Below are 19,870 nucleotides of genomic sequence, written 5' to 3'. Positions count from 1 at the left end.
AGTGCGCGGGATCACTTGCCGCAAACCGGGCAATCGGCGCGGCGCGACAGGGTGATCTTGCGGCTTTCCCCATAAAGCGCGTCATAGATCAGCATCTCACCGCGCAGGGCTTGCCCCGCACCCGTGATCACCTTGATCGCCTCAACCGCCATCATCGAGCCGACCACACCGGGCAGAGGGCCGATCACGCCAGCCTCGGCGCAAGAGGGGGCCAAACCGGGGGCCGGAGCCTCGGGGAAGATACACTGATAACAGGGCGCGTCATTAGCCGGATCAAAGACGCTGAGTTGCCCTTCCCATTGAGACAACGCGCCCGAGATCAGCGGTTTGCCCAACGCAACCGCTGTGTGATTGGCCAGATAGCGGGTGTCGAAATTGTCGGTGCCATCAAGGATCAGATCGAAATCGGCAAACAGATCGGCCGCGATCTCATCGGTCAAGCGGCGGTGATAAGGCAGCACGCTCACGTTTGGGTTCTGCGCCTGCATCGCTTGTTGCGCCGAGAACACCTTGGGCATCCCGATATCCGTATCCCGATGGATTACCTGACGTTGCAGGTTGGCGTTTTCGACCTCATCATCGTCGATCACGCCGATGGTCCCGACCCCGGCGGCGGCCAGATATTGCAGCGCAGGCGCGCCCAGCCCACCGGCACCAATCACCAGCACGCGGGCCTGTTTCATCTTTTTCTGACCCGGCCCGCCCAGTTCCCGCAGCACGATATGGCGGGCATAGCGCTCCAGTTCAGTTTCCGAGAATTGGTCGGATGGCATGGCAGGCTCCTTGGCGGCGGGCGTTGCACGGTTTCGCAACGCTTTCAGCAACCTTCCGTAAACCAGAACCAGAACGGCGAAACCACCCAGTATAAGCCACATGGCGGCGGAACCGCCTGTTGCCTCGCGCAGGGGGTGACCGTCTGGCAGCACCAACTGGGCTGTAATGACCCCCAACAGCAACACTGCGACCGAAGCCAGACGCGCTGTGCGGGACACTCCGGCCAGATAGCCGATGCCCCACAGCCCCGCGGCCAGAATGAGCACCAACAGCATCAGCCGCGCCCGGTTGACCCGAAACCGCCCGCACCGCGTGCGGTGTCACTGAGCGTTTCGACCGCCTCAAAAGTGGCCTGTACCACCGGGGCCACGATCAGTTGGGCGATGCGTTCCCCGTGCGTGATCTCGAACGCCTGTTGTCCGGCATTCAGAACGATCACTCCCAAAGGACCGCGATAGTCGCTGTCGATCGTGCCCGGCGTGTTTGGCAGCGTAATGCCATGTTTCAGCGCAAGCCCGGACCGGGGGCGCACCTGCACTTCAAATCCCCGAGGGATTTCGATCCGCAATCCCGTCGGAACCAGCGCCCTTTCGCCCGGCTGCAACGCGACCGACATACCGTCAGGCAGATTGGCCCGCACATCCGCGCCAGCCGCCCCCGCCGATTCATAAGAGGGCAAGGGCACCGAGGGGTCCGCTCCATCCTCGCGGATCACACGAATTGCAACCATCTGAGTTCCTTTTGCTTAGCGGTTCAGGGCATCTGCGATTTTTTCGGCCAGTCGCTTGGCCACGGCGTCCTTGCCCATCCGGGGCCATTCTTCCGCGCCCTGATCCGAGATCAGGATGACCGCGTTTTCAGACCCGCCCATGATCCCCGTCGCCGGGCTGACGTCGTTGGCAACGATCCAATCACACCCTTTGCGCTTGCGTTTGGCCGTCGCGTGTTCAACCACGTTGTCCGTTTCAGCGGCAAAACCAACAACCAATGGCGGGCGTCCGTCCTTCATCTGAGCAACCCTTTTCAGGATGTCCGGGTTCTCGGCAAACTCCAGTGCGGGAAGACCGTCACGGGTTTTTTTCAGCTTCCGGTCCGAGGCACTGGAAACACGCCAGTCCGCCACCGCAGCCGCAAAAACTCCGGCGTCCACGGGCAGCGCGGCGTCCACGGCATCAGACATCTGCTGGGCGGTCTCCACAGACACAACCTGCACGCCCTCCGGAGCCGGTACATCGGCAGGCCCGGTCACAAAGATCACCTCTGCACCCAGCGCGGCCAGCGCACGCGCCACGGCGGTGCCTTGCGCCCCCGAAGACCGGTTGGCGATATAGCGAACCGGATCAATCGGCTCATGCGTCGGGCCAGAGGTTACAAGAATGCGTTTCCCCATAAGCGGGCCATTGCCAAGCTGGGCTTCGATCGCGGCAACGATTTCCAATGGCTCGGACATACGGCCGGGGCCATATTCCCCACACGCCATGTCGCCTTCGTTCGGACCGACAAAGCGGATGCCATCCGCCTGCAACTGCACCAGGTTGCGCTGCGTCGCAGGGTGGTCCCACATGCGCACATTCATGGCAGGAGCGCACAAAACCGGCGTGTCGGTTGCCATCAAAAGAGTCGAGGCCAGATCATTGGCCAGCCCACTCGCCATCTTTCCCATCAAATCCGCCGTCGCTGGCGCAACAACGATCAGGTCCGCCGACCGGGACAATTGGATATGCCCCATCTCGGCCTCATCCGTCAGGTCAAACAGATCGCGATACACCTTTTCCCCGGCAAGCGCGGAAACGGACAAGGGCGTTACGAATTCTTCGGCCGCGCGCGTCAGAACGGGCGTCACCGAAGCGCCGCGTTCCTTCAACCGTCGGATCAGATCCAGCGATTTATAGGCCGCGATCCCTCCGCCGATGATCAGCAGAATGCGTTTCGATGCCAACATGTTGTGCCCTTCCCATTCCGGTCGGCCCCGACATTAGGCAAGGCCGCCGAACAGTTCCAGCGGTTAATTCTGCGTCTCGATCGCAAGGCAGGGGTCTTCCCGTTCGACCGAAGGGCTGTCGATCACCGCGTCAAATTCCCCCTCGATGCTGCCGTCCTCGGACTGTCCCAGAACGAACACCTTAAGCCCCGGACGCAGGCGCGACAAAAAGGTCGGGATACCCCAGTCCTTGCGCGCGTGACCATTGCCCGTGATCACCGCAATCGGACCACCGGTTTCATCCGTCGCGCGCAAGATAGAGCGGGTCAGAACGGCATCGCGCAGGCGCTGAATGGCAACCATCTGCGGCAGCGCGCTTTCGGGAATGGCATCACAATGCGCGGCAAGCTGGTCCGCTTCGCGTGCGTCCTGTTCGGCATCGGATAGTGGGATGGTCAGACCGAAACGGGCTGCGTCTGCGCCCAAAGTTGTCGCGGCCCCACGCTCCATCGCGGCGCGGGCCGCTGCACGCGGGACCATCGCGCCATAGACCGGAGCATCCGTTGCCTGAAAGACGGGGTAGTACATGCTCAGCGGTGGCCAGCCGGACTCGGCCCAACGCAGGATTCGCGACAGCTCCTCAGGGTTGGACGCCGCTTTCTGGGCAAGTCGCTGTGCCCCTTCCTCGGTCACCATTTCCCAAACCACAGCCGAGGGCGAGACGATCTTCAACGCCTCGGTCTGCACCATATGGTGGTGGGGATTGTCGTGTATTTCACCAAGAATAACCACGTCCGCGGACCGCATCGCGGCCGCAACGTCGTCTGGAATATGTTGATCGGCCCAGCCCTGACTGACCGTAACCATCAATGCACACAGCAGAATCGCAATCTGTCTCATGCGATGAAGTGTTGCACCTCGCGCGATTGCGCTTCAAGGTTCTTGCGCATTTTCACAAATGCCGCCGCTTCCAACTGGCGCACACGTTCCTTGGACAAGCCAAGTTCCTGACCCAGACTTTCAAGCGTCCGCGCAGGTTCGCGCAGCTTGCGCTCACGCACAATGAACCTTTCACGATCGTTCAGCGCTTTCATCGCAGTAACCAGCCACTCTCGTAATTGTCGCGTATCGTGGCTGTTTTCGACAGTCTCAGCAGCCTGTTCGCGGTCGTCTTCCAACGCGTCAATCCACTCGCGCCCGTCTTCATCGGCAGACTGCACAGCGTTCAGCGAGAAATCGGAGCCGGACAACCGTCCTTCCATCATCTCGACGTCGCGCAGCGGCACACCAATCTCGGCGGCAATCATCTGGTGCAACTGGTGACGATCCAGCCGCATTCCTTCTGTCGCGGCCTCCCTCTCCAGCCGCGCCTGAACGCGGCGCATATTGAAAAACAGCGATTTTTGAGACGAGGTCGAACCCGTCCGAACCATCGACCAGTTCCGCATCACGTAGTCTTGGATACTGGCCTTGATCCACCACACGGCATAGGTGGAAAAGCGCACGCCGCGCTCAGGGTCAAACTTGTCGGCCGCTTTCATCAGGCCAAGCCCTGCCTCCTGAATCAGGTCATTCATCGGCGCGCCGTACCGCTTGAACTTGGCCGCCATTGAAATCGCCAACCGCATATAGGCCGTGATCAACCGGTGCAGAGCTTGCTCGTCACGTTGGTCGCGCCACGCATACGCCAGTTTCAATTCGGTCTCCGCGTCCAGCAATTCCGCCTTCATTGCCTGTCGCGACATTGAAAAATCGTTTGAATTGTCCAGTGCCATGGAAATCTCCCCTTTTCACAGGCGCAGGCCGGGCTTGCCTTGCCGACTTGTGGTCGATACGCAGAACAACACCGGGTGGATCACATGAAAGGTAATAATAGTGTATCCGGATTTAACCTTTGTGATAGGGGGCGCAGCTTCGGGCAAATCGGCATTTGCCGAGCAACTTGTTGTTTCTTCAGGAAAAACCAAGGCATACATCGCGACTTCACAAGTGTTTGATGACGAGATGCGCCTAAAAGTTGACCGTCACAAAGCCCAGCGCGGCCCAGATTGGTTAACAATCGAAGCCCCTCTGGACGTGGCGCCCGCATTGGCCGAGCTGACTGCGGGCAACGTCTGCCTGATTGACTGCGCGACTATGTGGCTGACCAATAACCTGCTGGCCGAGAACGATCTGGAACAGTGCCAGAGTGCATTTTTAGACGCGCTGAAAGGCTGCGCGGCACCTGTAGTGGTTGTGTCCAATGAGGTCGGTCAAGGGATCGTTCCAGACAACGCCCTGTCCCGTCATTTTCGCGAAGCACAAGGCAGGTTGAACATTGCGCTAGCTGCACAGGCAGACCTTGTCGTTCAGGTCACTGCCGGCCTACCCTTGGTTCTGAAAGGCAAACTCCCATGACCCGCCTACACCTTGTCCGACATGGGCCGACCCATGCGAAAACCATGGTTGGCTGGTCCGATCTGCCAGCGGACCTAAGCGACCACGCCGCTATTTCCCGACTGCACGATCATCTCCCGCGAAACGCCGTTGTGATCTCGTCCGACTTGGCTCGTGCTGCGGATACAGCATCGGCCATTCAAGGAGACCGTCATCGCCTGCCCCATCACCCCGATTTGCGAGAAATCAATTTCGGCACTTGGGAACTGCGCGGCTTCAAGGATATCGAAGCGGAAGACCCTGAACTTGCCTTCGCTTACTGGGACAATCCCGGCGACGTGCGGCCGCCTGACGGCGAAAGCTGGAACGAAGTGCGTAGACGCGTGGACCCCGTGATCGACGGCCTCATCGCAGACCACACCGGTCGCGATTTGGTGATAGTCGTACATTTCGGCGTCATCCTGACTCAGGTCCAGCGCGCTTTGGGCGTTGATGCCCAAGAGGTGTTCAGCCATCGCATCGACAATCTCTCGGTGACGGAAATTACCCACCACGGCGACCGTTGGTCGGTAGGACGGATCAATCATCTTCCGTGATCACACCGCGCACAAATCACTGATTTACCGAGCGGTCTTTCCGCGCCATCCTGCGCCCATGACCTATGATCTGTATATCGGAGACCGCCTGTTTTCCAGTTGGTCCATGCGCGGTTGGCTGATGCTGGAAAAGTTCAGCCTGCCCTACCGAACCCATATGACCGGCCTTTATTCCGGCACAATGGCCGAAGACATGAAGCCCCTTTCGCCAGCGCGCCTTGTCCCCGCACTGCGCCTGCCCGATGGCACCGTCGTCGGTGAAAGCCTTGCGATGGCCGAAACGCTGGCGGAACGTCACCCCACAGCCGGGATGTGGCCGCAGGACTCGGCCGCCCGCGCAACCGCGCGGTGGCTTTGCGCCGAAATGGTGGCAGGTTTCGCGGCTTTGCGCGGACAGTGTCCGATGCAACTACAGCATTGCTGGCTAGGATTTGAACCGTCGTCGGAAACGCTGTCTGATCTGAACCGGATCGAGACACTCTGGAACCATGCGCGTGACGTATCGGGATCAACCTCCGGCCCGTTGTTCGGAGCCTATTCCTTGGCGGATGTCTTTTACACTCCGGTCGCGGCCCGCATCATTGGGTATGGATTGCCGGTTTCGGACGCCAGTCGGGAATACTGCCTTGACCTTCTGTCCGACCCGTCTGTTCGGCAATGGCGCGCAATGGGACTGACAGTACAATACAGCCCGTTTCCCTATCCACAGAATCTGGAGTCTCAACCATGGCCAATAGGCGGCGCATCCAACGCGAGCCACGCAAAAGACGGTCCGTCAATCAACGATGCCTGTCCCTATTCCGGCAAACCGGTCTCGGACTTTCTCGAGCTTGGCGGTCAGCGTTGGGGCTTTTGCAACCCGTTTTGCCGCGACAAGACCGTTGCCGACCCCGACGCATGGCCAAAATTCGTTGCGATGAGGCAAGCCGTTAACGATTCATAAACCGGCAACATGGCAACAACGACCTGTTAACCAAAAAGGTCGCCTATGGTTGCCCGAGCCCACACTGTCGCTTTCCAAGGGGTCGACGCCCGCCCTGTTGAGGTGCAATGCGCCGTCTCGCCAGGGCTTCCCGCCTTTTCCATCGTCGGGCTGCCGGACAAAGCTGTGTCCGAAGCCCGCGACCGTGTGCGCAGCGCCCTGAGTTCCATGGCCATCGCGCTGCCGTCTAAACGCATCACCATCAACCTATCGCCCGCCGACCTGCCCAAAGAAGGCAGCCATTTCGACCTGCCCATTGCGGTCGCACTTCTGACCGCCCTAGAGATCATCCCACCCGACGCCGCCGGAGGCGCGGTTTCGCTGGGTGAACTGTCCCTGGATGGCTCGCTTGTACCCGTTGTTGGTGCCCTGCCCGCAGCGATGACCGCCGCAGCGGAAGATCGTATTCTGCTCTGCCCCCGGTCCTCAAGCGCCGAAGCCGCATGGGTGGACGCGACACAGGTTATCGGAGCCGAATCCTTGGGAGACGTCGTTCGTCATTTCTCGGGCCAGGCTCCGTTACCTGCCGCCAAGCCCGGAGAAGTGACCCTAGAGCCCAACGCGCGCGACCTGCGCGATGTAAAAGGGCAGGAACGAGCCAAACGCGCACTGGAGATTGCAGCAGCCGGGCGGCACCACCTGATCATGATTGGCACGCCAGGGTCAGGCAAATCCATGATGGCTGCTCGTTTACCAAGCATCCTGCCTCCGCTCACACCGATCGAGGCGCTTGAAACGTCGATGGTCCAATCTCTGTGTGGGCTGCTTGACGAAGGCGGGATCAGCCGCACGCGCCCCTTTCGCGAACCGCACCACACAGCATCGATGGCTGCAATCGTTGGCGGCGGAAAAGGGGCTAAGCCGGGGGAAATTTCTCTTGCTCACAACGGCGTACTGTTCATGGACGAGTTCCCTGAATTTCCGCGCACCGTTCTTGAAACCTTGAGGCAGCCTATCGAAAGCGGCGAGGTCATGGTCGCACGGGCAAACGCCCATGTGAAATATCCGTGCCGATTCATGCTGGCCGCTGCCGCGAACCCTTGCAAATGCGGGTATTTGACGGATCCGGCCCGAGCCTGCTCGCGCGCGCCTGTCTGTGGCGAGGACTACCTGGGCCGCATTTCCGGCCCTTTGATGGACCGGTTCGACTTGCGGATCGAGGTGCCTCCGGTCGGTTTCACCGATCTTGATCTACCGCCCTCCGGAGACAGCTCCACCACTGTCGCCGCAAGAGTCGAGCAAGCTCGGCAAGTTCAGGCCGAGAGATATGGCAACACCCCTTCGGTGCATCAAAACGCCGACGCCGAAGGTAAACTTCTGGAAGAGATCGCAGCACCAGACGCCGAGGGCAAAGACTTGTTGCTAAAGGCGGCCGAGCGGTTTGGCCTGTCCGCACGCGCCTTTCACCGTATCTTGCGGGTGGCGCGCACGATAGCCGATCTGGAAGGCGCGCCTGATGTCCGCCGCCCTCACGTTGCCGAAGCGTTGAGTTTCCGCATCAGCGCCAAGGCCGCGTCTTAGACCTTGGCCTCAATCGCCTGCCAGATTTTTTCAGCGATGTTGACGCCGTCAAACCGCTCCAACTCCTGAATGCCGGTGGGTGAGGTCACGTTGATCTCGGTCAGGTAGTCGCCGATCACGTCGATCCCGACAAAAATCTGGCCTTTTTCCTTCAGCAACGGGCCAATCGCGGCGCAAATCTCAAGATCGCGTTCGGACAGGCCGATCTTTTCAGGCCGACCGCCGACATGCATGTTTGACCGTGTCTCGCCTGCCGCCGGAACACGGTTGATCGCGCCAACTGGCTCTCCATCCACCAAAATGACGCGCTTGTCACCGTTGCTGACGTCAGGCAGGAACTTCTGCACGATCAGCGGCTCACGCGAAAACCCTGTGAACAGCTCATGCAGCGAGGTCAGGTTGCGGTCATTCGCATCCAGCCGGAACACGCCCGCGCCGCCGTTTCCGTAAAGCGGCTTGAGGATGATATCGCCGTGCTTTTCCTTGAACGCCTTGATGGTCTGCAAGTCGCGCGCGATGGTCGTGGGCGGGGTCAGGTCCGGGAAATCCAGTACCAGCAGCTTTTCGGGATAGTTCCGCACCCAGAACGGATCATTGACCACCAATGTCTGCCCTTTGAGGCGATCCAGCAAATGCGTCGACGTGATATAGTGCATGTCGAACGGTGGGTCCTGTCGCAGCCAGACAACGTCAAACTCGGCCAGATCAACCTCACGCTCGGGCCCAAGCTCGGCCGGGTTGCCGGCAATGCGCTGCACCGTCATGCCATGACCACGCGCCGTTATGCGACCTTCCTGATAGGCCAGTTGGTCAGGCCCGTAGAAAAACAGGGAATGGCCGCGCTTCTGCGCCTCTTCCGCAAGGCGGAAGGAACTGTCGGCATTGATATCCACGGCCCCGATCGGGTCCATCTGAAAGGCGATTTTCATGGCATGTCCCTAAGCTTCACGCCAGATACATGGCCCAGCGCGGCCAAGGGTGCAATGGGCATCACGCCTGATCAAATGCGTTTTCGATGATTTGAACCGCGCCCAAAGCGTCCACCAGCGCCGCGCCGAACCGAACGTTGGTGAGTTGCCCACCCGGTTCATTTTCAAGATATTGCGCGGCCGACGCGCATATGCGGTTCATTTGACGGCGGTTGATCCGTGCTGCGGCCATATCGAAGGTTTGGCTTTTCTTGACCTCGACAAAAACCAGCCCTTCGGCATCTCTGGCGATCAAGTCGATCTCACCACCTGCACCTCTCCACCTGCGATGCAGGATGGTAAATCCGCGGCGCTCATAATCTGAGGCCACCCGTAGCTCCGCAGCCTGCCCCGCATGAAAAGACACAGAGCTTTGCATGGATCGCCTGGACATTTCATCCCTTTCCCAGCTTCAATGCCTTCTGGTAGATCGGTCGGCGCGGCAGCTTGTACATTTCAGATACAAGGTCGGCAGCATCGCGCACCGAATGTGTCTCCAAGGCACGTTTCAATGCCTCTTCTACGTCAGATTCGTTAACAGTTTCCGAATGGCTGCGATCCACCAGCAGAACGATTTCGCCTTTGACGGTTTGCCCGGCGATCTCGGCCGAAAGCGCACCCAGCGTGCCGCGTCGAACCTCCTCGAACTTCTTGGTTAGCTCGCGGCACATTGCGGCCTGCCTGTCCCCCCCTAGAACATCGGCCAGATCCGCCAGACACGCGGCCACGCGTTTAGGCGATTCGTAGAATACAAGCGTTCCGGGCACATCCCTCAACGCTTCGATCCGAGTCCGACGCGCCCCCGACGCATTCGGCAGAAATCCCGCAAAAAAGAACGCATCTGTTGGCAAGCCTGCAAGGGTCAGGGCCATCAACGCAGCCGATGGCCCCGGAGCGCAGGTCACCATGTGGCCTGCCTCGGCCGCCTGTTTTCCCAGGTCATAGCCCGGATCGGCGATCAGCGGCATCCCGGCCTCGGACGCGTAAACCACCGACTGACCATCCTGCAACGCATCCAGTATCTTGCCACGGGCACCTGCGCCGCTGTGATCGTGATAGGCCAGGATGCGCCGCCCGTCCAAGGGAACTCCGTGGATTTCCATCAGGCGCCGCAGACTGCGGGTATCCTCGGCCGCGATCATGTCAGCCGAGGCCAGCAGGTCCAACGCCCTGAGCGTAATATCGCGCGCCGTTCCGATCGGAGTGGCAACAAAATACAGGCCCGCGCCCAATCTGACTTTTTGATGATTCAAAGCTGGACCCTCACAGCGTGACGTTTATTATCGCGACCCAACAGACTTGCGGTACCCCAAGCCGCCGGGACAGGGAGTTTTCATTTAGATGTTTATCGTTTGCAAGCCCGTTCGCAAACTGGCGAAATCAGCCGTCGTATTGGCAACCGCAGCGTTTGTGGCCGCCTGTGAACCAGGCAACCTGGGCGGTGGTCCATCAATCAATACATCCGCGCCCGTTCCCGTCGCCCTTCTGGTGCCCGCAGGTTCGCCTCAGTCTGGTGATGCAGCCTTGGCGCGCAGCCTTGAAAACGCCGCACGCCTTGCAATGGCCGACCTGCAAAACGTGACCATTGATCTGCGGGTCTATGACACGCAAGGCAGCTCCAACACCGCCGCCGAGGTCGCCCAGCGCGCCGTTGCAGACGGGGCGAAAATCATCCTTGGCCCCGTTTACGCGCAGGCGGCAAATTCCGCCGGTCTTGCCGTGTTGAGCAACAACGTCAACGTGCTGTCATTCTCGAACAACACCAGCATCGCGGGTGGGAATGTATTTGTGCTTGGGCCGACTTTTGACAACACGGCCAACAGGCTGGTCAATTTTGCCGGGTCTCAGGGCAAAACCAGCACCGTGATTGTTCACAGCACGGATGCTGCCGGGCAGCTTGGGCAATCCGCGATCGCAAACGCGCTGAGCAGCAGCCGCGTGAACAACGCCGGTACGGTCGCCTATGACCGCTCGCAGCAGGGTGTCATCAACTCGGTGCCCACGATCAAGGCTACTGTGGATGCAGCAGGCGCTGATTCGATCTTTCTGACCGCGACCACTGCGGGGGCACTGCCGCTGTACTCGCAATTGCTGCCCGAGGCAGGCATTTCACCTGCAACCACGCAGTTCATTGGCCTGACACGCTGGGATATCCCGTCCCAAACGCTGGAATTGCCGGGCGTGCAAGGAGGCTGGTTCGCCCTGCCCGACCCGTCCAAGGCGCAAGCCTATCGCCAGCGCTACAACAACACCTATGGTGAAGCCCCCCATCCGATCAGCGGCCTTGCCTATGACGGTATCGCGGCCATTGCCGCTTTGGTCAGCCAAGGCAAATCGGATGCGTTGACGGCGTCAGCGCTTACACAGAATGCCGGATTCCAGGGCGTCGGCGGGATCTTCCGCCTGCGCTCGAACGGTACGAATGAACGAGGTCTGGCTGTCGCCACGATCCAGAATAAACAGGTAGTAGTGATTGACCCTGCCCCACAAAGCTTCTCTGGCGCCGGTTTCTGACCGACCGGCCCTGACCCTCGTCCCGCGTGGCGAGCTGATTTGCCCGGCTGAAGAAATTTTCGACAGCGCCAATGTCATGGCGCAGCTGTCGGAAGCCTTTGACAAGACCTCGGACAATACCGCACGGCGCAGCGAAACCGTGCGAATTCTTCGTGATGCCCAGAAATCAGGGCGTCAGGCCATAGCCGATGCCTTTGCGCGGCGCCCCTTCGATGCCAGACCGTTGACGCGATCATATACATATCTGACCGACGGCCTGGTCTGCACCGCGATGCAGGTCGCCAGCCAGGATCTGCATCCACTTGCCACGCCAACCAAGAGCGAAAAGATCTCGGTTCTTGCGGTCGGCGGGTACGGTCGTGGAGAAATGGCACCTGCGTCCGATGTCGACCTGTTGTTCCTGACGCCCTACAAAATCACCGCATGGGCCGAGAGCGTGATTGAGTCCATGCTCTACATCCTGTGGGATTTGCGGCTGAAGGTCGGACATTCCTCGCGCACGATCAAGGACTGCCTGCGGCTGGGCGCCGAGGATTTCACCATTCGCACAGCCATGTTGGAGCAACGGTATCTGGCCGGTGACTCTGCCTTGGGCGAAGAACTGAAAAAGCGCCTGCGCGAAGACTTGTTCAAGGGCAGCGAGCGTCAGTTCATCGAAGCCAAGCTGCAGGAACGCGACGAGCGGCACAAAAAGCAAGGCCAGCGCTATATGGTCGAGCCCAACGTCAAAGAAGGCAAAGGCGGCTTGCGCGACCTGCAGTCGCTCTATTGGATCGCGAAGTATGTGTATGACGTGCAGGATTTCGACCACTTTGCGCCGTTGGGATTGATCACTGACGAAGAATTCAAAACCTTCGCGCAGGCGGAAGAATTCCTTTGGGCCGTTCGGTCCCACCTGCATTTGGTGACAGGCCGGGCAACCGAACAGCTAACTTTCGACCTGCAGGTCGAGGTCGCCGAGCGCATGGGCTATGAGGACCGCGCCGGTCGCCGTGCGGTTGAAGTATTCATGCAGCGCTATTTCCGCGAAGCCACGCGCGTGGGTGAGTTGACTCGCATTTTCCTGACCAAGCTGGAAGCCTCGCACATGAAAGGCGCTGCCCTGCTCGAGCGCATCTTTCGCAGGCGCCCCCGCGTCAAACCCGGCTACAGGGTCGTTCACGGCAGGCTGGATGTTGCTGACGCCAACACGTTTTTGTCGGACAAGCTGAACCTGTTGCGCCTGTATGAAGAAGGGTTGCGCACCGGAATGCTGATCCACCCTGACGCGATGCGACTGGTCAGCGCCAACCTGCATCTGATCGATGAGGACATGCGCGAGAACAAGGAAGCACAGCGCATTTTCCTCGACCTGATGCTGAAACATGGCAACCCGGAACGGGCCTTGCGACGCATGAACGAATTGGGCGTCCTGTCCGCCTTCCTGCCCGAGTTCGAGCACATCGTGGCAATGATGCAGTTCAATATGTATCACAGCTATACGGTGGACGAGCATACCATCCAGTGCATCGTCAATCTGGCACAGATCGAACGCGGTGAATTGGTGGAATCGCTGCCTTTGGCCTCGTCGATCCTGAAGGGCGGAGTGAACCGCAAGGTGCTGTACGTCGCACTGCTGTTGCACGACATCGCCAAGGGCCGGCCAGAGGATCACTCGATTCTGGGGGCGCAGATCGCTCGTAAGGTTGCACCGCGATTGGGACTGAACAAAAAGGACTCGGAAACGGTCGAATGGCTTGTCCGGTATCACCTTTTGATGTCGGACATGGCCCAGAAACGCGATATTTCTGACCCGCGCACGGTCCGCGATTTCGCCAAGGCCGTGAAGACGGTCAAGCGGCTGGACCTGCTTACGGTTTTGACCGTTTGCGATATTCGCGGCGTTGGCCCGCACACGTGGAACAACTGGAAAGCCACCCTGCTGCGCGCCCTTCATGCCGAAACAAAGCGCGCACTTGAGACCGGGATGGAAGACCTCAACCGTGCCAATCGCGGGGCCGGGGCCAAAAAAGCGTTGCGCACGGAATTGGCCGATTGGTCCAAGACCGATCTGAAAACGGAAACCGCCCGCCACTATGACCCCTATTGGCAAGGTCTGAACCTGTCGACCCATGTCGAGTTTGCAGAGATGTTGCTCGAGCTGGACCGCAGCGGCGATCCGGGAGGAATGGAAATCCGTCTACACCCGGACGAGGACCGTGACGCGACCCGCGCGTGCTTTGCCATGGGCGACCACCCCGGCATCTTTGCGCGCATCGCTGGGGCACTGGCTCTGGTCGGGGCCAACGTGGTGGATGCCCGCAGCTATACCACCAAGGACGGGTACGTCACTGATGCATTCTGGATTCAGGATTCTGATGGCCGCCCGTTCGAGGCCAGCCGATTGCCGCGCCTGACGCAGATGATCCACAAAACGCTCAAGGGTGAAGTGGTCGCAAGGGATGCCCTGAAAACCCGCGACAAGATCAAAAAGCGTGAACGCGCGTTCAACGTGCCCACTCATATCATCTTCGACAATGACGGGTCCGAGATTTACACCATCATCGAAGTTGATACCCGCGACCGCCCCGGCCTGCTGTATGATCTGGCCCGCACACTGGCCGCCGCCAATGTTTATGTGGCAAATGCCGTGATCGCGACCTATGGCGAGCAGGTGGTCGATACCTTCTATGTCAAAGACATGTTCGGGCTGAAATACCACTCGGAAGGCAAGCAGCGCACGCTAGAGGCCAAGCTGCGCAAAGCCATTACCGAGGGCGCCGAGCGCGCTGCCTCATGAAGCAGATCCGGCTGTTTTCGGGCCTGTTCACGGTCGGGTTCTGGACTCTGGCCAGCCGGATACTGGGGTTCCTGCGTGAAATTCTGCTCACGGCCTATATCGGGCCGGGGCCGGTGATGGACGCGTTTGTCGCCGCCTTTCGCCTGCCAAACATGTTCCGCCGCTTTTTCGCCGAGGGTGCGTTCAACGCAGCTTTTGTGCCGATGTTCTCGAAACGGCTGGAAGGCGACGAGGACGCGCAGGGCTTTGCGCAGGACGCCTTCAACCTGCTGGCTGTTGCGGTGCTGGCACTGGTCGGGCTTGCCATGGTTTTCATGCCTGCTCTGGTCTGGGTCACGGCCGAGGGGTTCTATGGGGATGAGCGGTTCGATCTGGCAGTCGACTACGGCTATGTCGTGTTCCCGTACATCCTGTTCATGTCGCTGGCCGCGTTGTTTTCGGGCGTTCTGAACGCCACCGGCCGGTTTGCGGCTGCGGCGGCCGCGCCGGTTCTTCTAAATGTCTTTGCCTGTACCGCTCTGATCGCGGGGGCCATATCCGGCGGGGAAGTGATCCGATGGCTGATCTCCGTAATCCCGCTGGCCGGTATCGCGCAACTCGCGTTGGTCTGGGTCGCGACCGAGCGTGCCGGGATCCGCATTCGCCCCGGCCTGCCCAAGCTCAGTCCCGAGATGCGGCGCATGGTGCGCATCGCGGTTCCCGCAGCGCTCGCTATGGGGGTGACGCAGGTCAATCTTGTGGTGGGCCAGCTTGTGGCGTCCAAGACAGAAAAGGCCGTTAGCTGGCTGTTTGCAGCCGATCGCCTGTACCAACTGCCCCTGGGTGTTGTCGGCATCGCTGTTGGCATTGTCCTGCTGCCTGACCTGTCGCGACGCCTGCGCGCCGACGACAAGGACGGCGCGCGTAACGCGTTTTCGCGCGCAGGAGAGTTTACGCTGCTGCTGACGATCCCTTCGACCGTGGCCTTTGTGATCATTCCGAACCCGTTGGTCTCGGTCCTGTTTGAACGGGGGCAGTTCAGCGCCGAGGACACGGCAGCAACGGCGCTTGCTGTCGCGATTTACGGAATTGGATTGCCCGCCTTCATGCTGCAAAAGCTGCTGCAACCCTTGTTCTTTGCGCGCGAGGATACCCGGTCACCCTTCCACTATGCGGTGGTCGCCATGATCATCAACGCTGGGCTGGCCTTTGGGCTGTATCCGGTGGTGGGATGGATTGCGCCTGCGATCGCGGCCTCGGCCGCAGGCTGGGCCATGGTCGGGCTGCTGATCATCGGGGCACGGCGCATGGGGGAAGAAGCCCGGTTTGACGACCGCTTCAAACATCGCGCGTGGCGCATCATGGCGGCGTCTGCCGGGATGGGCGTTGTTCTTATCGCCGCCATTCACCTGTTCGGCTGGGCGTTCCACGTACCCGGTTGGCGGTATCTTGCGTTGATGCTGCTGATCTTGGTTGCCGCCGTCACATATTTCCTTCTTGGCCACCTGATGGGCGCCTTCAAGGTGTCAGAGTTCAAGACGGCTTTGCGCCGGTCGTGATCAATCCCGGCGGATACGGCCCACAATCCGCGCCCAGCCGCCCGGAGCCAGAAAGAACGACAGGCCAAAACCGGTGGCAAACCCACCCAGATCAGCGACCCAATCCAGCGTCCCGCCAAACAGAAGGCCAAACAGCAACTGGATGCCCATCAAGACCGCAATCAGGCTGAAGGCGCGCGACTGGTTCTCTCCGACCAGCGACAGCCGTCGCCACAAAATCCACGTGAACGCTCCGATCAGGCCGTAGACCGGAGGGAAACCTCCGACCAGCGGGTATTGCGGATCAAGTGGCAATGCATAGATCAACGCGCCGCCGATGCCGGACAGCACAAAGATCACCAGCATCTGCAGGCCGCCAAACACTTCGGCCACCATCTTGCCCATGGCCAGCACAAAGACACAAACAAACACGGCCCGCGTGAAATAGTCCGACACGAACGGATAAGTCACAAAACGGATAAGGTGTTCAAATGGCCACCGGCCATTCTCAACCATCCAATCAAAGATGTCCGGCGAAAACGAATACTGCTGTAGCGCGTCCAGCCGCCAACCGACTGCAGTTGGCCCTCCGACCAGCCCGCGTGCGCCCAACGTGAAGATCAGCTCGATCCCGAAGATGAACAGAACCAACGCCACCACAACGGGCGGCAGAGGGTTCACGGCAGGTGTATAATGCTCACTGCTCATTGGGCTGGCCTTTCGCGGCTGTTGACGTCCCTTGGCCTCATGGGTAAGCGACGGGGGCTGATTTTTCCAGACGGGAGTTCCCTTCGATGACCGAAACCCAATTCACGCCGCGCGTGTTTTCCGGCATCCAGCCTTCGGGAAACCTGCACCTTGGTAATTACCTGGGTGCGCTCAAGCGTTTTGTGGATATGCAGGGCGAGGATTACGAGACCATCTATTGCATGGTCGACCTGCATGCGATCACCGTCTGGCAAGACCCCGCCCGTCTGCGTGAAAAAACCCGCGAGGTTTGCGCAGGCTTTATCGCCGCCGGGCTGGACCCCGAGAAATCCATCCTGTTCAACCAAAGCCAGGTGCCCGAGCACACGCAACTGGCGTGGATTTTCAACTGTATCGCCCGAATTGGCTGGATGCAGCGGATGACGCAGTTCAAGGACAAGGCGGGCAAGAATGCACAAAACGCCTCGCTTGGCTTGTTCGCATACCCAGCGCTGATGGCGGCGGATATTTTGACCTATCACGCGACGCATGTGCCTGTGGGCGAGGATCAGAAACAGCATCTGGAACTGACCCGCGACATCGCGATCAAGTTCAATCACGATTACGGCGTTGAATTCTTTCCGGTAACCGAGCCTGTCATCGGCGGCCCAGCGCCGCGCGTGATGAACCTGCGGGACGGGTCGCGCAAGATGTCGTCGTCGGACCCGTCGGACATGACCCGGATCAACATGACCGATGACGCCGACGCCATTGCCAAGAAAATCCGCAAGGCCAAGACGGACCCGGATGCCCTGCCCTCGGAAGTTGACGGACTGTCGGAACGTCCCGAGGCGCGCAATCTGGTGAATATCTACGCCGCGCTCAGCGACCAGACGGCCGAGCAAGTGCTGGCCGAAGTGGGTGGCAAACAGTTTGGCGAGTTCAAACCGATGCTGGCGGAGTTGGCCGTATCGAAGCTGGCCCCGATCTCGTCCGAGATGGCGCGTCTGATGGGTGAAGAGGCCGAGATTGATCGGATACTGGCCAATGGTGCCGAAAAAGCACGCGCGATTGCGGCCCCGATCCTGCAACAGACCTACGACATCGTGGGCATGGTCGGCGCAAAACAGGGCTGATTGCGCTGGACGTTGCCGCTACGTCTTCCTAGGTTTGCGCAAAACTTAGGAGGGCGTCATGGCAGTCGGCAAAAACATCCGCACCTATTTTGAAGGTCAATGGCATGACGGGGATGCGCCGATCATGCGCGCGGCTGATCATGGTGCGTGGCTGGGGTCGTCTGTCTTTGACGGGGCGCGGTACTTCGATGGGCTGGCACCCGACCTAAAGGCGCATTGCGCCCGCGTGAACCGCTCGGCCGAGGCGTTGATGTTGACGCCGACGGTGACCACAGACCAGATGGTCGAAATCGTGCGCGAGGGTCTTGAAAGCTATGCGCCCGACTCTGCCGTCTATATCCGCCCGATGTATTGGGGCATCGACGGGGACGCGACCGCGATTGTGCCGCAGGAAAACAGCACCGGCTTTGCCATCTGCCTGGAAGAAATTCCGATGGCGCCCGAGACGGCCTCGGCCACGCTGGGATATACGCGCTTTCGCCGTCCGGTACTGGAATCGGCAGTGGTGAACGCCAAGGCGGGCTGTCTTTACCCCAACAATGCGCGGATGCTGCAAGAGGTCCGGTCAAAGGGCTTTGCAAATGCTCTGGTGGCTGATGCGCTTGGGCATGTGGCTGAAACCGCCACTGCCAATATCTTCATGGTCCGTGATGGCGAGGTCTTTACCCCCACCCCCAACGGCACCTTCCTTGCCGGGATCACGCGTGCGCGCCACATCGAAAACCTACGCGCCGACGGCGTGACCGTGCACGAATCCGTCCTGACCTTTGATGATTTCCATAAGGCCGATGAGGTCTTTATGACCGGCAACATGAGCAAGATTACTCCGGTCACGGCGCTGGAGGACACGCAATATCAGGTCGGGCCCATCGCCCGGCGCGCGCGCGAGCTGTATTGGGATTGGGCGGCCAGCACGCGTTAGGCTTCGGTTGCCAGCACGCATCTGGTCGGGCATGATCGCTCAAATAAGTGAGGACACCCATGCGTAAGTTCCTGGTCGTACTGGATGATAGCCGCGAATGCCTGAACGCCATGCGTTTTGCGGCGATGCGTGCTGCCCATACCGGCGGCGGCGTGACGATCCTGTCGGTGATCCCGCCCGATGAGTTTAACCACTGGATCGGCGTGGCCGAGGTGATGCGCGAAGAAGCGCGGGAACGCATTCACGCCCATTACGAGGTTTTCGCCAAGTGGATGCGCGACAAACAGGGCGTCGACCCGGAACTGGCCATTCGCGAAGGCGAACCGGTGGCGCAGATCATAGAACACGTACAGTCCGACCCTGAGATCGGCGTGCTGGTGCTGGGTGCTGGGGTCGAAAAGAAAGGTCCCGGGCCGTTGGTGACTCAGCTCACCAAGAATTCGGGCAGCCTGCCCATTCCGATCACGATTGTTCCCGGTGATCTGAGCAAGGAAAAGCTGGAAGAAATCACCTGAGGAACGGCCATGCCGCGCAGTGTCCAGTTCTGGTTCGAGTTCGCCTCGACCTATTCTTATCTCAGCGCGATGCGCATTGAAGAAATTGCGAGCCGACACGGGGTTTCCGTCGAATGGCAGCCCTTTTTGCTTGGGCCGATTTTCGTGGCCCAGGGATGGAACGACTCTCCGTTTAATGTCTATCCGGCCAAAGGTCGTTACATGTGGCGTGACATGGAACGATTGACTGCGCAGCGGAACTTGCCCTTCCAAAGACCCGATCCGTTTCCACAGAACGGCCTGAAAGCGGCTCGGCTGGCGTTGGCTATTGACGATTACGCACAAAGGGCCGCATTCAGCCGCGCGGTTTATTCAGCAGAGTTCGCAAACGGGCAAAACATCGCGGACGACACTGTTTTGCAAGCATGCCTTTCTGAAACAGGATTGCCGCAGGATTTACTTGCCAAGACGCAGGACCCTTTGGTCAAGGCCGCGCTTAAGACACAGACCAAAGCGGCGCAGGACAATGGGCTATTTGGCGCTCCTAGCTTTTTGGTGGGCGATGAGCTGTTCTGGGGGGACGACCGGCTTGAAGATGCGATCAAACTGGCGTCGGCAATTTAGAACCGTTCCAAATCTTGACTTCCCGGTCGCAGACCCGCATATCAGAGACAACTGAAACG

General features: G+C 59.8%; 20 protein-coding genes. 11 read left to right on the top strand and 9 right to left on the bottom strand.

All coding sequences use genetic code 11. The features are described 5' to 3' along the window. Window positions 1–11: 11 nt before the first annotated feature. The 5 genes from ACR0LH_RS19300 to ACR0LH_RS19280 all read right to left on the bottom strand — a co-directional run bounded on the left by ACR0LH_RS19300 (window position 12) and on the right by ACR0LH_RS19280 (window position 4,470). On the bottom strand, window positions 12–1,049 hold the full coding sequence (locus ACR0LH_RS19300; protein WP_480722136.1) for a HesA/MoeB/ThiF family protein: 1,038 nt from the start codon (window positions 1,047–1,049) through the stop codon (window positions 12–14). Beyond that, on the bottom strand, window positions 1,049–1,504 hold the full coding sequence (dut, locus tag ACR0LH_RS19295) for a dUTP diphosphatase (protein WP_480722135.1): 456 nt from the start codon (window positions 1,502–1,504) through the stop codon (window positions 1,049–1,051). Before dut ends, ACR0LH_RS19300 begins: the two co-directional genes overlap by 1 nt. 15 nt (window positions 1,505–1,519) lie before the next feature. After that, a complete protein-coding gene (gene coaBC / locus ACR0LH_RS19290; protein ID WP_480722134.1) occupies window positions 1,520–2,716 on the bottom strand; it encodes a bifunctional phosphopantothenoylcysteine decarboxylase/phosphopantothenate--cysteine ligase CoaBC in 1,197 nt (398 codons plus the stop codon). A gap of 63 nt (window positions 2,717–2,779) precedes the next feature. Continuing rightward, window positions 2,780–3,595, bottom strand: a complete 816-nt coding sequence (locus ACR0LH_RS19285; protein ID WP_480722133.1) for a ChaN family lipoprotein — start codon at window positions 3,593–3,595, stop codon at window positions 2,780–2,782. After that, the gene (locus ACR0LH_RS19280) at window positions 3,592–4,470 is read right to left on the bottom strand and encodes an RNA polymerase factor sigma-32 (RefSeq protein ID WP_480722132.1); all 879 of its coding nucleotides are present in this window, start codon (window positions 4,468–4,470) and stop codon (window positions 3,592–3,594) included. The genes ACR0LH_RS19285 and ACR0LH_RS19280 overlap by 4 nt, the downstream gene beginning before the upstream one ends. Before the next feature lie 100 nt (window positions 4,471–4,570). Here ACR0LH_RS19280 and cobU point away from each other — a divergent pair, with 100 nt between their 5' ends. The 4 genes from cobU to ACR0LH_RS19260 are packed head-to-tail and all read left to right on the top strand — an operon-like array spanning window position 4,571 to window position 8,170. Continuing rightward, complete coding sequence (gene cobU / locus ACR0LH_RS19275) at window positions 4,571–5,092, top strand: bifunctional adenosylcobinamide kinase/adenosylcobinamide-phosphate guanylyltransferase (RefSeq protein ID WP_480722131.1); 522 nt, start codon at window positions 4,571–4,573, stop codon at window positions 5,090–5,092. After that, window positions 5,089–5,667, top strand: coding sequence for a histidine phosphatase family protein (locus tag ACR0LH_RS19270; protein ID WP_480722130.1), 579 nt, complete (start codon window positions 5,089–5,091; stop codon window positions 5,665–5,667). Before cobU ends, ACR0LH_RS19270 begins: the two co-directional genes overlap by 4 nt. Before the next feature lie 58 nt (window positions 5,668–5,725). Continuing rightward, entirely contained in the window at window positions 5,726–6,610 is an 885-nt protein-coding gene (locus tag ACR0LH_RS19265; RefSeq protein ID WP_480722129.1) for a glutathione S-transferase, read from the top strand. A 45-nt stretch (window positions 6,611–6,655) separates the two neighbouring features. Next, window positions 6,656–8,170: a YifB family Mg chelatase-like AAA ATPase gene (locus ACR0LH_RS19260; RefSeq protein WP_480722127.1), complete on the top strand. Its 1,515-nt coding sequence runs from the start codon at window positions 6,656–6,658 to the stop codon at window positions 8,168–8,170. On the opposite strand, the gene gshB is transcribed toward ACR0LH_RS19260, so the two are convergent. The 3 genes from gshB to rsmI form a co-directional block, all read right to left on the bottom strand. Continuing rightward, window positions 8,167–9,099: a glutathione synthase gene (gshB, locus tag ACR0LH_RS19255; protein WP_480722126.1), complete on the bottom strand. Its 933-nt coding sequence runs from the start codon at window positions 9,097–9,099 to the stop codon at window positions 8,167–8,169. The genes ACR0LH_RS19260 and gshB overlap by 4 nt on opposite strands. 61 nt (window positions 9,100–9,160) lie before the next feature. Then, window positions 9,161–9,532 carry a YraN family protein gene (locus ACR0LH_RS19250; protein WP_480722124.1) on the bottom strand — a complete coding sequence of 124 codons (372 nt, stop codon included), beginning with the start codon at window positions 9,530–9,532 and terminating at the stop codon, window positions 9,161–9,163. 1 nt (window position 9,533) lies between these two features. Then, entirely contained in the window at window positions 9,534–10,391 is an 858-nt protein-coding gene (gene rsmI / locus ACR0LH_RS19245) for a 16S rRNA (cytidine(1402)-2'-O)-methyltransferase (protein WP_480722122.1), read from the bottom strand. A gap of 88 nt (window positions 10,392–10,479) precedes the next feature. On the opposite strand from rsmI, the gene ACR0LH_RS19240 reads away from it, so the two are divergent. From ACR0LH_RS19240 to murJ, 3 genes are read left to right on the top strand one after another with little or no spacing between them, the layout of a single operon-like run. Continuing rightward, complete coding sequence (locus ACR0LH_RS19240; protein WP_480722120.1) at window positions 10,480–11,652, top strand: penicillin-binding protein activator; 1,173 nt, start codon at window positions 10,480–10,482, stop codon at window positions 11,650–11,652. Continuing rightward, window positions 11,612–14,431, top strand: a complete 2,820-nt coding sequence (locus tag ACR0LH_RS19235) for a [protein-PII] uridylyltransferase (RefSeq protein ID WP_480722119.1) — start codon at window positions 11,612–11,614, stop codon at window positions 14,429–14,431. The genes ACR0LH_RS19240 and ACR0LH_RS19235 overlap by 41 nt, the downstream gene beginning before the upstream one ends. Beyond that, window positions 14,428–15,969, top strand: coding sequence for a murein biosynthesis integral membrane protein MurJ (murJ, locus tag ACR0LH_RS19230; RefSeq protein ID WP_480722118.1), 1,542 nt, complete (start codon window positions 14,428–14,430; stop codon window positions 15,967–15,969). The genes ACR0LH_RS19235 and murJ overlap by 4 nt, the downstream gene beginning before the upstream one ends. Here the strand turns inward: murJ and ACR0LH_RS19225 are convergent, their stop codons facing one another. Beyond that, on the bottom strand, window positions 15,970–16,656 hold the full coding sequence (locus tag ACR0LH_RS19225; protein ID WP_480722117.1) for a rhomboid family intramembrane serine protease: 687 nt from the start codon (window positions 16,654–16,656) through the stop codon (window positions 15,970–15,972). Between the two features lie 86 nt (window positions 16,657–16,742). Between ACR0LH_RS19225 and trpS the strand changes: the two genes are divergently transcribed. Genes trpS through ACR0LH_RS19205 form a run of 4 tightly spaced genes read left to right on the top strand, consistent with a single transcriptional unit; the run spans window position 16,743 to window position 19,811 of the window. Next, window positions 16,743–17,771, top strand: a complete 1,029-nt coding sequence (gene trpS, locus ACR0LH_RS19220; protein ID WP_170387566.1) for a tryptophan--tRNA ligase — start codon at window positions 16,743–16,745, stop codon at window positions 17,769–17,771. A gap of 58 nt (window positions 17,772–17,829) precedes the next feature. After that, on the top strand, window positions 17,830–18,693 hold the full coding sequence (locus ACR0LH_RS19215) for a branched-chain amino acid aminotransferase (RefSeq protein WP_170387564.1): 864 nt from the start codon (window positions 17,830–17,832) through the stop codon (window positions 18,691–18,693). 59 nt (window positions 18,694–18,752) lie between these two features. After that, complete coding sequence (locus ACR0LH_RS19210) at window positions 18,753–19,208, top strand: universal stress protein (protein ID WP_170387562.1); 456 nt, start codon at window positions 18,753–18,755, stop codon at window positions 19,206–19,208. A 9-nt stretch (window positions 19,209–19,217) separates the two neighbouring features. Further along, window positions 19,218–19,811 carry a DsbA family protein gene (locus tag ACR0LH_RS19205; RefSeq protein WP_480722116.1) on the top strand — a complete coding sequence of 198 codons (594 nt, stop codon included), beginning with the start codon at window positions 19,218–19,220 and terminating at the stop codon, window positions 19,809–19,811. The last annotated feature ends 59 nt before the right edge of the window (window positions 19,812–19,870 follow it).

The organism is Ruegeria sp. CL6 (assembly GCF_056536465.1).
This window is presented reverse-complemented; position numbering and strand designations above follow the sequence as displayed.

Excerpts from the sequence above, each read along its gene's own strand:
- ACR0LH_RS19210 (WP_170387562.1), top strand. The coding sequence starts at position 18,753 with ATGCGTAAGTTCCTGGTCGTACTGGATGATAGCCGCGAATGCCTGAAC.
- gshB (WP_480722126.1), bottom strand. The coding sequence starts at position 9,099 with ATGAAAATCGCCTTTCAGATGGACCCGATCGGGGCCGTGGATATCAAT.
- murJ (WP_480722118.1), top strand. The coding sequence starts at position 14,428 with ATGAAGCAGATCCGGCTGTTTTCGGGCCTGTTCACGGTCGGGTTCTGG.
- ACR0LH_RS19205 (WP_480722116.1), top strand. The coding sequence starts at position 19,218 with ATGCCGCGCAGTGTCCAGTTCTGGTTCGAGTTCGCCTCGACCTATTCT.
- ACR0LH_RS19300 (WP_480722136.1), bottom strand. The coding sequence starts at position 1,049 with ATGCTGTTGGTGCTCATTCTGGCCGCGGGGCTGTGGGGCATCGGCTAT.
- dut (WP_480722135.1), bottom strand. The coding sequence starts at position 1,504 with ATGGTTGCAATTCGTGTGATCCGCGAGGATGGAGCGGACCCCTCGGTG.
- ACR0LH_RS19225 (WP_480722117.1), bottom strand. The coding sequence starts at position 16,656 with ATGAGCAGTGAGCATTATACACCTGCCGTGAACCCTCTGCCGCCCGTT.
- ACR0LH_RS19285 (WP_480722133.1), bottom strand. The coding sequence starts at position 3,595 with ATGAGACAGATTGCGATTCTGCTGTGTGCATTGATGGTTACGGTCAGT.
- ACR0LH_RS19270 (WP_480722130.1), top strand. The coding sequence starts at position 5,089 with ATGACCCGCCTACACCTTGTCCGACATGGGCCGACCCATGCGAAAACC.
- ACR0LH_RS19280 (WP_480722132.1), bottom strand. The coding sequence starts at position 4,470 with ATGGCACTGGACAATTCAAACGATTTTTCAATGTCGCGACAGGCAATG.
- ACR0LH_RS19215 (WP_170387564.1), top strand. The coding sequence starts at position 17,830 with ATGGCAGTCGGCAAAAACATCCGCACCTATTTTGAAGGTCAATGGCAT.
- coaBC (WP_480722134.1), bottom strand. The coding sequence starts at position 2,716 with ATGTTGGCATCGAAACGCATTCTGCTGATCATCGGCGGAGGGATCGCG.
- trpS (WP_170387566.1), top strand. The coding sequence starts at position 16,743 with ATGACCGAAACCCAATTCACGCCGCGCGTGTTTTCCGGCATCCAGCCT.
- ACR0LH_RS19240 (WP_480722120.1), top strand. The coding sequence starts at position 10,480 with ATGTTTATCGTTTGCAAGCCCGTTCGCAAACTGGCGAAATCAGCCGTC.
- ACR0LH_RS19260 (WP_480722127.1), top strand. The coding sequence starts at position 6,656 with ATGGTTGCCCGAGCCCACACTGTCGCTTTCCAAGGGGTCGACGCCCGC.
- ACR0LH_RS19265 (WP_480722129.1), top strand. The coding sequence starts at position 5,726 with ATGACCTATGATCTGTATATCGGAGACCGCCTGTTTTCCAGTTGGTCC.
- ACR0LH_RS19250 (WP_480722124.1), bottom strand. The coding sequence starts at position 9,532 with ATGTCCAGGCGATCCATGCAAAGCTCTGTGTCTTTTCATGCGGGGCAG.